Source organism: Pannonibacter sp. SL95 (assembly GCF_026672425.1).
Taxonomy (GTDB): Bacteria; Pseudomonadota; Alphaproteobacteria; order Rhizobiales; family Stappiaceae; genus Pannonibacter.
On record NZ_JAPPRC010000003.1, the window covers coordinates 1 to 12,615 of the forward strand.

At 63.4% G+C, this 12,615-nt stretch carries 18 protein-coding genes; all 18 read left to right on the forward strand.

The genetic code is table 11. The features are described from left to right. Positions 1-428 precede the first annotated feature (428 nt). The 18 genes from OVA12_RS00575 (at position 429) to OVA12_RS00660 (ending at position 12,557) form a co-directional block, all read left to right on the forward strand. A complete protein-coding gene (locus OVA12_RS00575) occupies positions 429-566 on the forward strand; it encodes a hypothetical protein (RefSeq protein WP_268133713.1) in 138 nt (45 codons plus the stop codon). A gap of 53 nt (positions 567-619) precedes the next feature. Further along, positions 620-1,390, forward strand: a complete 771-nt coding sequence (locus OVA12_RS00580) for a hypothetical protein (protein ID WP_268133714.1) — start codon at positions 620-622, stop codon at positions 1,388-1,390. Positions 1,391-1,454: 64 nt separating this feature from the next. Continuing rightward, positions 1,455-1,826 (forward strand): hypothetical protein, encoded by a 372-nt coding sequence (locus tag OVA12_RS00585; protein ID WP_268133628.1) that lies wholly within the window; start codon positions 1,455-1,457, stop codon positions 1,824-1,826. 82 nt (positions 1,827-1,908) lie between these two features. Further along, on the forward strand, positions 1,909-2,844 hold the full coding sequence (locus OVA12_RS00590) for a capsid protein (RefSeq protein ID WP_268133629.1): 936 nt from the start codon (positions 1,909-1,911) through the stop codon (positions 2,842-2,844). Positions 2,845-2,868: 24 nt separating this feature from the next. Next, positions 2,869-3,222, forward strand: a complete 354-nt coding sequence (locus OVA12_RS00595; RefSeq protein WP_268133630.1) for a hypothetical protein — start codon at positions 2,869-2,871, stop codon at positions 3,220-3,222. 48 nt (positions 3,223-3,270) lie between these two features. Continuing rightward, positions 3,271-3,759 (forward strand): DUF1320 domain-containing protein, encoded by a 489-nt coding sequence (locus tag OVA12_RS00600; RefSeq protein WP_268133715.1) that lies wholly within the window; start codon positions 3,271-3,273, stop codon positions 3,757-3,759. Continuing rightward, entirely contained in the window at positions 3,756-4,223 is a 468-nt protein-coding gene (locus OVA12_RS00605; RefSeq protein WP_268133716.1) for a Gp37 family protein, read from the forward strand. The genes OVA12_RS00600 and OVA12_RS00605 overlap by 4 nt, the downstream gene beginning before the upstream one ends. A gap of 3 nt (positions 4,224-4,226) precedes the next feature. Further along, entirely contained in the window at positions 4,227-4,454 is a 228-nt protein-coding gene (locus OVA12_RS00610) for a hypothetical protein (protein ID WP_268133632.1), read from the forward strand. 1 nt (position 4,455) lies between these two features. Next, on the forward strand, positions 4,456-5,778 hold the full coding sequence (locus OVA12_RS00615) for a phage tail protein (protein ID WP_268133717.1): 1,323 nt from the start codon (positions 4,456-4,458) through the stop codon (positions 5,776-5,778). A gap of 97 nt (positions 5,779-5,875) precedes the next feature. Beyond that, positions 5,876-6,394 carry a phage major tail tube protein gene (locus OVA12_RS00620; RefSeq protein ID WP_268133635.1) on the forward strand — a complete coding sequence of 173 codons (519 nt, stop codon included), beginning with the start codon at positions 5,876-5,878 and terminating at the stop codon, positions 6,392-6,394. A 124-nt stretch (positions 6,395-6,518) separates the two neighbouring features. Further along, a complete protein-coding gene (locus tag OVA12_RS00625; protein WP_268133637.1) occupies positions 6,519-6,962 on the forward strand; it encodes a hypothetical protein in 444 nt (147 codons plus the stop codon). A gap of 197 nt (positions 6,963-7,159) precedes the next feature. Next, positions 7,160-7,600 (forward strand): hypothetical protein, encoded by a 441-nt coding sequence (locus tag OVA12_RS00630; RefSeq protein WP_268133718.1) that lies wholly within the window; start codon positions 7,160-7,162, stop codon positions 7,598-7,600. Next, entirely contained in the window at positions 7,594-10,014 is a 2,421-nt protein-coding gene (locus tag OVA12_RS00635) for a tape measure protein (RefSeq protein WP_268133719.1), read from the forward strand. The genes OVA12_RS00630 and OVA12_RS00635 overlap by 7 nt, the downstream gene beginning before the upstream one ends. Continuing rightward, positions 10,014-10,523, forward strand: coding sequence for a phage tail protein (locus OVA12_RS00640; protein ID WP_268133639.1), 510 nt, complete (start codon positions 10,014-10,016; stop codon positions 10,521-10,523). The genes OVA12_RS00635 and OVA12_RS00640 overlap by 1 nt, the downstream gene beginning before the upstream one ends. Before the next feature lie 87 nt (positions 10,524-10,610). Next, complete coding sequence (locus tag OVA12_RS00645) at positions 10,611-10,760, forward strand: hypothetical protein (RefSeq protein ID WP_268133720.1); 150 nt, start codon at positions 10,611-10,613, stop codon at positions 10,758-10,760. Positions 10,761-10,865: 105 nt separating this feature from the next. Then, entirely contained in the window at positions 10,866-11,024 is a 159-nt protein-coding gene (locus OVA12_RS00650) for a hypothetical protein (protein WP_268133641.1), read from the forward strand. Next, the gene (locus OVA12_RS00655; RefSeq protein WP_268133642.1) at positions 11,021-12,019 is read left to right on the forward strand and encodes a phage late control D family protein; all 999 of its coding nucleotides are present in this window, start codon (positions 11,021-11,023) and stop codon (positions 12,017-12,019) included. The genes OVA12_RS00650 and OVA12_RS00655 overlap by 4 nt, the downstream gene beginning before the upstream one ends. Continuing rightward, positions 12,012-12,557, forward strand: a complete 546-nt coding sequence (locus tag OVA12_RS00660; RefSeq protein ID WP_268133643.1) for a phage baseplate assembly protein V — start codon at positions 12,012-12,014, stop codon at positions 12,555-12,557. Before OVA12_RS00655 ends, OVA12_RS00660 begins: the two co-directional genes overlap by 8 nt. The last annotated feature ends 58 nt before the right edge of the window (positions 12,558-12,615 follow it).

Here is a 12,615-nt window from a genome sequence, read left to right on the forward strand (position 1 = left end):
CCGGGAAAAGGCCTTTGGCTTTCTGTCCTGCCTTTGCAGAATGGCGGTCCTCAGATGGCACCTGCCAGGCTCCGGCCGGTTGCGCATCAATTGGCTCCCGGATAGGGTGCCGCTTGCCTGACCGGTATGTTCAGCATCAGACGTCCCTGATGCCCTCGAACAGTTCCGGCGCATATCCCTCCCGCCACGACAATGTCGCTCCAGTTGACCAAAACCGGAGCGACGGCCCGTGCCGCAGGCGACCAACCCGCAAGATCGAAGTGTTCCGTCCAGGAACGTTCACGGCCATGTCCGGTGCGTCCTTGCCGCTGTGCCAGCGACCTGGCGGCGCTGGCAGACCGGTATGATGCCGAGAACAATCCAGTCCCGGTGGTCGTTGGCCATCCCAGATGGATGCGCCTGCCTATGGCTGGTAAAGAGTTTCACCTATGACGCGGACGCTGGAGCGGCTGATCGCAGAAGTCGGCGAACTGGAACCCGGATTTGCCTCGGCAGTGTCCGACGGCCGCTACAAGAAAATCTCTGATGCCTCGTTCCATGTGCCAGGGCTCCGTCCCACCCGGTAAGCGATGCGCTTTACCCCAAACATGTCGGGTTTCTAGGGGGGGCCGCCCCCGCCGTGCCGGGCCTTAAGCCGGTGTCCTTCACAGATGCCGCTGACATCATCACGGTCGAGGTGGTCTCCTTTGCTGATCCAGCCTTCCGCGATGTGGCGAGCCTCTTTCGCCGCTTCAGGGAATGGCTGATCGAGACACGCGATGCAGAGACCGCCGACAAGGTCATGCCGGACTACACGATCCGCTGGATCGACGAGGCCGGCACGCTGCCGGCGCCGCAGCCAGCCGCCTTTGCCGCAAGTCCTGAAACCGTTTCGATCTCACAGGAACCGATCATGTCCACCACCACACCGCCCGCTCATTCATCCGCTCCCGCCCCCGATGCGGATCTGGCTGCCCGCGAAGCCGCCCTCCGGGCTAGGGAAGATGCGCTCAATGCCCGCGAAACCGAACAGCGTCACGGCGCAAATGTCAGCTTTGCCGAGGGCCTGATCGCCTCAGGGCAGCTTGCCACTGGCCACAAGGCCAAGCTGGTGGCGCTTCTGGATGGCCTCGCCGGTGCGTCGTCCGCTGCAATCTCCTTTTCCGAAAACGGATCCGAAGTCACCACGGGTCTCGTTGATCTGGCGAAGTCGCTTTTCGAGACCGCTCCGAAGATCGTCGAGTTCGGCGAGACGGACATTGGGGATGCCCCGGAAGCGTCTGCGAATGACGCAGAAAACCTCGCCCGCGAAGCAATTGCCTTCCAGGCAACGCAGCGGGCCGCCGGCATCACCGTCTCGGCAGCCGATGCCGTCACCCATGTCGAGAAGACGCGAGGCCTCAGGACCTGAGGCCCACCCTGTCTGATATCCGGCTGATGTCCAGCCGCTCTGTTGTCAATGAGGAGCCACCAGCATGCATGTTGGTCTGATCAAGAATTTCACCGCAGACGGCCCGATCGGCAAGCGGCGTCTTGTGACTTTCGGCAGCGCGGAAGGCCGCGTTGCCCTCGCCGGCATCGGGGCGGTGCTGCTCGGCACGACCGCAATCAGGGGCGCGGCTGGCACCGGCGAGCGGATTGACGTCTGTCTCGATCACATCCGTGAAGTCGAGTTCGGAGGCACGGTGGCTTATGGCGACCCGCTCACCAGTGATGCGAACGGCCGCGCGATCAAGGCTGCGCCTGGGGCTGGCGCTTCATTGCCAATCATTGGCCGCGCGATGAGCGCCGGTGGTCTCGGCGTCATCGGTCATGTCCTGATCCAGCCCGCAACGCTGCGCGGCTGACCAGTTTACCGAAAGCGCGGTCCTGACCGCGCTGGCCGCAGCGATCCCTGCAGTCCCAAACCTTCTTTGAAAGAAAGCAGCCATGTCCAGCGCCACTGACCAGTTTACCGAAAGCGCGGTCCTGACCGCGATTGCCATCGCCTATTCCAACCCGGACTACAACCTGATCGCCGACCAGGTCTTGCCCCGGGTGCCCGCGCCGGCCGCAACCTTCAAGTATCAGGTCTACGACGAGGCGGAAGCCTTCACGCTGCCCGACACCCGCGTCGGACGCCGCTCGGCGCCGAACCAGGTGGAGATTTCCGGCAGCGAGCGGGAGGCCAGTACCGAGGAGTATGGCATCGACATCCCGCTCGACAACAAGACCATCGCCGAGGCTCAGCGCAACAAGTGGGACCCGGACAGGCGGGCGACCGAACGGGCGGCGGACATTGTCCTTCTCGACCGGGAAGTGCGTACGGCAAGTCTGGTCAAGGATCCGGCCAACTATCACCCCGACCACGTCGAGACCCTGGCCGGTGCCGACATCTTCACGGACCCTGCGAGCGATCCGATCACGGTGATCGAAGATCTGATGGCGACCTGCTGGCAGCGGCCGAACCAGCTGACACTGGGCTTCAGCGCCTGGCGTGCCCTGCGCAAGCACCCGAAGGTCGTCAAGGCCGTGCACGGAAACTCCGGCGACCAGGGCCGGGCAACGCGGCAGCAGATTGCCGAACTCCTGGAGGTCCAGCGTGTTCTGGTGGGCGAAAGCCGCGTCAACATCAAGCGTCCGGGCGAGGCGCCGGTTCTGGCCCGGGTCTGGGACAATATCGTTGCAGGCCAGTTCATCAACCGGACGGCTGACACCACCGGTGGACTGACCTTCGGCTACACCGCTCAGCTGGGTACCAAGATCGCCGGCACGCTTCCGGCCAACATGGGCTTGCGGGGCGGCAAGCTCGTCCGTTCCGGCGAGGAAGTGCGCGAGCTGATCGTGGCCAACCGGGCCGGTTTCCTGATCCGCAATGCGGCCTGATCCCTCAAACCAGGAGCTGAGACCATGACCGATACGCTGACCTATCCCGTCCTGGCTGCTGTCCGGCACAACCGGGTCCGCTATGCGCCGGATGATCCCGATCACAACACCATCGACCTGGCACCTGGAGAGGCCAGACCGCTGCTGATGCTCAAGGTGATCGGGGAGCCCGTCACACCTGTCCAGGTCAATGATGTCCCTGCCGATGATGTCCCGGCTGGCGATGCAACTGGCCCTGTTGATGCTGGCCCTGATGAAGCTGGCCCTGATGAAGCTGGCGATGATGAAGCCGGACCGGATCACGATGGACCGGCGCGCGCAGCTGACGCGCTGACGAAATCCGGCAAGCGTACGGCAAAAGCACAGAAGCCGGATTGATCCGGACAATCAGGCGTCCGGTCCAGGGACCTGGGAGCGTTAAAAGCGATGACGACAGGCAGCTATCTAACGGTGGACGAGCTGATCGCGCTCAACAGCGAGGAAGATCTCATCGCCCTGGCCGGCATTGGCGGGTTCAACTCCGCAGGTGGCCGGACCCTCGACCGGGACCGCCTGTCCGCGCAGATCCGGCGTGCCCAGAGCCTGATAGACGGACATGTGCTGAACCGCTTCCCAGCGCTTGGCGCGGTGCCTTGCGCGGATATGCCCGCGAGCCTGAAAGGTGCGGCGGCGGATCTCGTCGTCTACTGGCTGCGCGACCGTGTTGCCGATCGAGGCGCAGTGGATGACGTGACGCGTGCCCGCTACCTGGACGTGATGGACTTCCTGAAAGGCATCCGCGACGGCAAGACGGACCTCGGGCCCGGGCGCGACGGGCTTGGCGGCTTGCCTGGCGGCGGCGCGGGACAGACAGACCGGATCGCCGGCAGTTTCCCCGCTGCCCGCGCCCCGTCCATGCTGGAGGGCTGGCGGTGAGCGTGATCCAGTCCATCGAAACGCAGCTGATCGCCCGGCTGAAACGGTGCCTGCCATCGAAGTTCTACGTTGCCGGCTTTCCGGGTAACCCGGAAGCCTTCGACCCGGCGAAGATGCGCGCGGCTGCGTTGGTCCATTATTCCGGCGCACGTTATGGCGAGGGCAATGGCATGGACCTTGCCCGTCAATCGCGCGAACTCAGGTTCACCATCGTCCTTTACCTCGGCGACCTGAATGGCGGCGCTGCCGCCTATCCCATTCTCGATACGATGCGCCAGTGGTTGCAGAACACGGCCCTGGAAGGGGCAACGCCGCTCAAGATGATGAGCGAACGGCTTACCGACCAGGCCGCCGGCCAATGGGAATGGCAGGTGGACGTCTCCTGCGTTGTCGCATCCGTTGCCGCCGAGCAATCGCCGGCGCGCCCCCGTATCCCGCTCACCCGCTTTCAGGAGGAGGGTTAGGCCATGCCTGCCAAACCGACCCACAGCTTTGCCACCTACACGTATCTTGGTCCGGTCCAGTCCGTCTCCCTGCGGGGCAAGGATACGGACGGAAACACCGTCACATTCTTTGAAGAAACGCTGTGCCCTGGACGGGACTACCTGCTGCCGGAGGGGCATGCGGCTGTCGCCGGCTGGAAAGCCCTGAACCTCATCATGCCGGCCCACCAGGCAAGCAACGGAGACGCGTAACATGGCAAGCTCGGAACGCTACTTCGGACCTGAAGTCGTCGATGTCGACGAAGGCGGCCTTCTCGTCCGCGAACTGAAAGCGGCGACCGCGTTTCTGATCGGTACAGCACCGATCCATGAAGTCCACGTAACCCCGGCGGCGCGCGCGGCCTATATCAACAAGCCGATCCTGATCCGGCGCCAGTCCGACATCACCCGGCATTTCGGCCCGGTGCGGGACGGCTACACGATCCCGCAGAAGCTGAACGCCATGTTCTCCAAGGCGAGAACCGCCGGCATCGGCACGATCTGTGTGGTCAACGTCTTTGATCCTGCGGTGCACAAGGACGGAGCCAACACGCCCGATCCCTCGCGAGTAACTGCCCTCGACATCATCGGGACCTTCGACGCGGCCGGCAATCCGTCCGGCCTGAAGCTCGCCTATTCGTGCTATCAGGCCTATGGCTGGTTCCCCAAAATCCTGCTGGCAACAGGCTTCGACGGATTGAGCGGTGTGCGGGCAGAACTTGGTGTGATCGCCGGACGGATCCGGGCGCGCTATCTTCTGGACGCGCCGCTCGGCGTCACCGTGCAGCATGTCATCGAAGCCCGCGGGCCGTCGGGGAGCTTTGACTGGCAGACCAGCGATCGCCGCGCGATCCTGTGCTGGCCGCATATGAAGGTCGTGAACCTTGATCCGGCTTCGTCAACCGCCGGCAAGCCGATTGCTGACGCCTATTCCGCACATCTGGCCGGCGTCATGCTGTCGAGTGTCATGGAATATGGCTACCACCATTCCCCTTCGAACAGGCCGATTGCCGGCATTGAGGAGGCCGCGCAGCAGGTGCTGTACATTCCCGGAGACAAGACGTCGGACGTCCAGGAACTGCGCGGTGCGGGCATCGTCACGGTCGAGGAGCGTTGGGGCAAAGGGCCCCATGTTTCCGGCAACAGGTCCGCTGCCTATCCGACCGTCACGGACATGCGCAACTTCATCCATGTGCAATTCATTGAGGACGTGATGGACGAGGCGATCCTTCATTTCCTCGACGAGTGGAAGGACCGCAACGCAAACCCGGCTTCGCTGGAAAAGGTCGAGGACCGGATCAACGCCTACGGCCTGTCCAAGACGGTCGGCAAGGATCCGGCGCTCTATGATTTCCGGTTTTCCTTTGACCGCAAGAAGACCACGCCCGCCAGCATCGCAGATGGCTGGCTGTACTGGCGCCAGGACTATGCGCCGGTTGGCCTGATGGAGCGGCTGACGGTCGAGCGGTCGATCAACATCGACCTGATCCGCAACGCGCTTGGCCTTGCCACGACGACAGACCCGCAGGTGGCCTGACGGCGCGCATGTGCGTCTGCGGCCCGCAGGCAGGGGATGAAAATGCTCAACTGATGCCGGTCTGTCAGGCCGGTTCCAGGAACGAGGAACACAGAAAATGGCCGATTACCGCCGGTTCGCCTCAATCGTCAACGCCGAGGTCTACAAGGAAGACAATTCCCTTCTCGGCATCGCGCGCGAGTTCAAGATCCCGTCCATCGAATGGAAGACGGTCGACATCGAAACCCTTGGACAGGTCGCGGTCTACAAGACACCCACCCGGGTCCTGGAAGCCCTGACCGGATCGATGAAGTTCCAGGCCCTGGAGCCGGAACTTGCCGAGGAATTCTACAATCCGACGATCTCGCACAAGCTGCAACTGCACCAGCGTCTTGATGTCAACGGTCCGGATGGTCACGACCGGGAACGCTCCTGCACCCTCATTACAATCGTCAGTGCACGCTTCTTCAAGACCGATGCAAGCGGTGCCAAGCTCGGCGACCTTGACGAGATCGATTATGAGTTCACGTGCTCTCGCCTGGCGCAGCGTGTCCACGACAGTGACCGGACGTTGCTCGAGATCGATGTTTTCGCGAACACCGCCCGGAACAGTTCCGGCGATATCTGGACCGCATGATGTGACTGTGGGGCGGTCTGGAGCCGCCCCCTCTTTACCCGGACAGGCCCGGCAGAACCGATCTGCCTGACCTGTCCGGACTGGCTGACCCTCCGGACCCGCAATCCGCGCCACGGAGGCCAGCATGTCCGATCACGATTTTTCCCCCTCGCATACCCATTCTGCCGTTCCTGCCAGCCCGCACCATTTCTCCGGCGAAGGTGGTCCGGCCGCCCCGGGCGTCATTGACCGCCTCAAAGCCTATCGGGCAGCTCATGAGGGCGATGAGCGTTTCGTTTTGCCCGAAACCGGCGTCACGGTGTCTTTCCCGAAGTTTCGCAAGCATGGCACCTGGGTCAGCTGCCTTCGGCTCGCCCGCAACAATCTGGCCAAAGCGCAGATCCTCTACATCTGCCGTGTGTCGCGCTTCGATGGCGAGACCATCACCGAGGCTGACTTCAGTGCCTACATCCCGATGCAGGATGCCAACGAACTGCTGGCGGAAGTCTTTGGCGGTGCCTCTGCCGAAGATGACGATGAGGCGGGTGAGCCCCAGGGCGAGGGAAAGCGGACGGCGAAGACGGCCTGAGGCTGTCTTCGCTGGAATGCCAGACCTACCTCGTCAACCGGGGCTGGCCGCCGGGCTACCTCGACGATCTGTCCGAGGACGAGTTCCTCGCAATTTACGAAGACCAGATCGCCTTTGACGAGGCGCGCGCGGAGGCTGAGCGCCGCGCGGCAGAACGGTCCGCAGCCGGATCCAGGGGGCTCAAGGGAGCGCGTTGAATGGCGGACATGCGCCTTGGCATTGTTGCCGAATTCACCGACCGGGCGTCGCAGCGGCTGACGAAACTGCTGCGTGCCAACCAGCGACTGGAACAGGCCAGCCGGGCCAGTGCAAATCTCGCCCGGCCGCAACTTGCCGCCCAGACACGCCTGGCCGCTGCGACAGACCGGATGGCGCGGCTGATGGTCCAGGTCCGCACGTCGGCGGTAGGCATCTCGGCGCCGATCATCCAGGCGGGTGCCGCTATGGCCCGTTTTTCCGGCCAGATCGCAACAGCCATCCGCAAGGCGTTCTCCTTGCGCGCGGCGCTGGACCGGGCGCGCCAGGGCGCTTCGCTGATGGGTCAGGGCCTGGGACGGATCGCAACAGGGGCAACCGTTGCAGCGGCGGCCTGGCTCTGGGAGCCGGTGGCCTGGCGGCAGGTGCTGCCAATATGGTGATCGGCCCGGCAGCGCAGATGGAAGCCTATATGGTCCAGCTCGAAAGCCTTGAAGGCTCGGGCGAACGGGCAAAGACTGCGATGGGATGGATCACCGACTTTGCAGCAAAAACCCCGTTGGAGCTGCCGCAAGTGGTCGAAGCCTATCGCCAGCTCAAGACCTTCGGTATCGATCCGACCAACGGATCCCTTCAGGCGATGGTTGATACAATGGCCATGTCCGGCGGCGGAGCGGAAAACCTGTCAGGTATTGTCCTGGCGGTCGGGCAAGCCTGGACCAAAGGAAAGCTCCAGGGCGAAGAAGCGCTTCAACTGCTCGAACGCGGCGTTCCGGTCTGGGATCTCCTGTCGAAAGCGACGGGCAAATCGGCAGCGGAGCTGCAGGACCTTGCGTCGAAGGGCAAGCTTGGCCGCGATGTCATTGCCAAGCTGGTCGAACTGATGGGCGAACGGGCAACCGGAGCCTCTGAAAAGCTGTCCCGAACCTGGGACGGCATGGTCTCGAACATGTCGGACATGTGGTTCAAGTTCCGTCTGATGATCGCCGATGCCGGGTTGTTCGACTGGGCCAAGGACAAGCTGCAAGGCCTGCTGACAACCTTCAACCAGATGGAAGCGGACGGAACGCTTCAGGCCTGGGCGGAAGATATTTCCCGCAACATCATCGCGACGCTGGAAGCCATCTGGACCTTCGGCACGGGACTGTGGAACACGTTCCTGATCCTCGCCGAGTGGCTCTCCTATGCCGCCGACATGCTGGGCGGATGGAACAACCTCGCCATGGTGCTGATTGCCCTGCCACTGGCCAGCACGATCATGGGTGTCGTCACCGGCGTGGTCCAGCTCGTCTCCGGCTTTATGCTGCTGGCCAGCGGCATTGCCGCCCTGTCGCTTCCCCTTGTCGCCGTCCTTGCCGGGGTCGCCCTTCGCGCCGCCGGCGCCTGGTATGTCTATCAGAACTGGGATCAGGTGACCGCCTGGTTCGGCGCGGCCTGGGACTGGGTCAAGTCGCGGGTGATGGCCGCCTTTGACGGGATCTTGGCGGCGGCCGCCGGCGCCTGGTCCTGGTTCAAGGAGAACCTTTCCTGGCACCCGCTGGCACTGATTGCGAACAACTGGGATCAGCTGTCAGGCTATTTCAGTGAGCTGTGGGCTGGCATCAAGGCCCGTGCTGCCGAGGCCTGTGCCGGCATCAAGGCGCTGTTTGTCTTTGAGTGGCCCGATTTCAAGTGGCCAGAATTCAAGTGGCCAGATCTGACCTTGCCTATTCCGCGCCTTCCCGATGGCTTTTCCGACTGGGTCGCATCGGCGTTCGACCGGCTGGTGGGCGTCGCCGAGGACGGCTGGTCCCGGCTGAAAGCGATCTTCACAGCCATGCAGGAGGCGGCAGCAGGTCTTGGCGCAGCGCTCAGCGACGTGGTCGGCGGGGCCGTCGACGCGGCCCGTTCCGCCTTCGACGCGTTAAAAGGCGCGCGTGGCGTTGACCGGATTTACGGCGAACTGTCGGCGCTGGCCAACACCAGTTCGGCCCTCAATCCGTTCGGATCGGACTTCGACCAGGGCTATGCGCTGACGGAAGCCCTGCAAGTAGGCCAGATGAGCCTTGCAACCTACCGCGAGGAACTGGCCAAGGTCGTGGCCGGCGGCGGACCCTTTGCCGAGACCGCGCAAAAGATGCTGGATGCGGCAGCCCGGCTTGATGCGTTTTCCGCGCCTGGGTCAACGGCACAGCCTGCCGGACCTGGTGTGCCCGATCCATCCGCAATGGCTGCAACCGAAGCGATGATCACGGCCATCAAGGTGGCGGCAGCTGCGCTGCCAGGCATTGTTGCAACGGCAGTATCGGCCGCGCGAACACATCTCGAAGCGCTGGATTTTTCTGTTCACGGCGCGCGCATGATGGACACGATCGCGGCGGGCATGCGAGCCAGGGCACATGTGGTCGTTACCGAAATGCGGGCCATGACCCAGGCTTTGCGTGATCACCTGCCGTCCTCGCCAGCCAAGGTCGGGCCGCTGTCTGACATCCACCGGCTGAAGTTCTCTGAAACGATGGCCCAATCGATCCGGCCCGGACCGATGGTCGATGCCATGCGCCGCACAGCTGCCGCCACGCTTGCGGCTGCAACTCTGGGCGCCCCGGCCCTGCCTGCCATGGCAAGCGCTTCGCCACAGCCGCTGGCCACAAGCCAGAGCGCGGTCGTGCGCGGCTCTGGCTCTGGCTTTAGCGGGCCTGGCGCCAGCCAGAGCGGGGGCGGATCTTCAATCCAGATCACCTACAGCCCGCAGGTGACGATCGCCGGCGGCGCTGCTGCGGACCGGGACGCGTTGCTTGCCGTTCTCAACGACCATGCTGATGACCTGGTCGCGCTCATCCGGCGCCGGCTGGACGAAGACGGGAGGCTTGAGTTCTGATGACTGCCTTTGCCTATTTTGGCGAACTTGCGATGGGCGTTCCCAATGTGATGACGGGACCATCCGCAGCAACAGAGGCCCTCGAAAACACGGCGCATGAGCACAAGGTCTTGCGCGGCAAGCCTATCTTGCAAGACGGCGGCGAGGATCTGGACAAGCGCAGCTTCTCCTTTTTCTTCGACGAAAGCTTTTGCGATCCGCAAGACGCCTACGAAACGCTGAAATCGGTTGTCCGGGAGCGCAAGGCAGCGGCGCTGGTGTTCGGAACATCCGGCTATGACGGCAAGAAATACTGGCCGAAATCGGTGTCCGTCACGTTGCAGAAGACGACCGCCGGCGGCCGCATCGTCCGGCTGGAGGCAACACTTGAACTGATCGAGGTGGCGGATGGCGCGACGAGCCTGGGCTCTGGCGCCGGTCCGGGGGCGGCCTCGGGCATAGGTCTTCTGGGCTCTGGCGCCGCAAGTCTGGCGCGGGCGATCCTCAATCCCCTCACGAAGCGCCCCTGAAGACAGGGACCAAGAAGACAGGAACCTAGAAGACAGGGGCCTATCGAAGGTGGCGCGGCGAAACGAACATGAGGAAGGGCACGTCTTATGGCAACGGCTGTCAAGACAGGAGAGTTTCTTGAACACCGGACCGGGTCCGGCGAGCGTTGGGACACCATCGCCACGCGATATTACCGGGATCCGGAAGGCATGGGCCTGATCATCGACGCCAACAAGGGGTGTTCCTGGAAGGGTTGACCCCGCTGCCGACAGTCCTGCCGTAGGCGTCGTTCTGCGGATCCCGGTCAGTGAGCAGGCTGCAGTTGACGAGACCCTGTTGCCGCCCTGGAAGCGCAGGCAGTCATGACAAGCCTGCCCGAACCCTTCGTGTCCATGTTCGTCAACGGTGTCGATCCCGGCGCGGCGCGCCGCAAGGCCGAATGGCCGTCGGGCGATCAGCCCGCGCCAGCGCAGGCCAGGGCGCAGCGCGCCCGAAACGGCCGTGAGCAAGGATTATCATGACAAGCCTGCCCGAACCCTTCGTGTCCCTGTTCGTCAACGGTGTCGATGTCGGCAGCGATCTGGCCCCCTATCTCCTGGACTTCACATTTACCGACAACCTGCATGGCAAGGCGGACGAGATTGCGGTCAAGCTGCGCGACGATGCCGGGCTGTGGCGCGGCGCCTGGCGGCCGGAACAGGGGGACATCGTTGCGGTCCCGGCACTCGGGTACAAGGGCGGGATGACTGTTGCCGCCGGTGTCTTCCAGGTGGACATACCGGAAGCCAGTGGATCGCGGGCGAATGACACCTTGAGCTTCCGCGCGACCTCTGCATTTGCCGAAACCGACCAGCGCAGCAAGAAGTCGAAAGGCTTTGCCGACACCACGCTGAAGGACATCGTGACAGATGTGGCAGGCCGTCACGGACTGGCAGTCCGGGGCGAAATCGACGATGTGCCCTTTGCCTACAAGCGGCAACGACGCGAGCGCGACCTTGAGTTCATCAAGCGGCTTGCCGAGGATTTTGGCCACTTCGTCTCGATCAAGGATCAGGCGCTGGTGTTCTTCCAGCGGGCAATGATCGAGGCACAGGCCCCGGTGCGCAGCTTTGACCTGGCGAGCGGTACGCCCGTGACGGACTGGTCTGCCCGCGAAAAGACGGACAGGACCTTTTCGAAGGCCCGGGTGACATATCTCAAGGGCGAGGAAAAGCGGCTGATCCAGGGCGAGGTACAGGATCTGGCCGCCAGAACAGGCGATGTGCTGGAAATCGACGAAAGGGTCGAGGATGAGCAAACCGCACAGAAACTCGCCAAGAGCCGTCTTGCCAAGGCCAACGAAGACCGGCGGACGGCAAGCCTCACCGTCATCGGTGACCCGCTGCTGATTGCTGGCCAAGTGGTCGCCCTCGGCGGCGGCTTTGGCAAGTTCGCCGGCCGATATCTCATTCACAGCGCGCGCCATGTGCTGAAGCGCGGCAGCTACACGACAGCACTGGAGCTGAAAGGTGTCTGACAGGTCTTCCCGCAGGCTGCTCGACAGCGGCCAGAATTCACCCTACCGCCGGGGCACGGTGATCGAACGGGATCCGGCAAAAGGACGGGTGCGCGTGCGCTTCGATGACGAGCAAGGTGACGAAAGCGGCTGGATCCATGTCTGCCAGCCTGGCACCGGCGCCAACAAGTTTTACCGCATGCCGGACGAGGCAAGCCAGGTGGTCTGCCTGATGGACTGGGACGGTGAGGACGGGGCAGTTCTGGGCGCCATCTGGTCCGACAAGGACGGCACGCCGACCGGCGACGGCGAGACGATGTACATGGCCTTTGCCAGCGGCCTGTCGGTCTCTGTCAACCAGGCCAGCGGCGACATTGCGGTCAAGGGCGCCAAGACCGTCAGCGTTGTCGCCACCAGCATCACGCTGGAGGCAGCAAGCATTACGCTGAAAGGGCCGGTGGCGATCGAGGGCGACAGCCTAACGCACAATGGCAAGAATGTTGGCGACACCCATGGGCATGTCACCGCCCCTCCCGGTCCTCCGGGGCCGCCGGTTTGAAAACTCCCGATTTCTGCGTGACATGTCTTGGATGATATGCTGATCTACAAGCGTATTT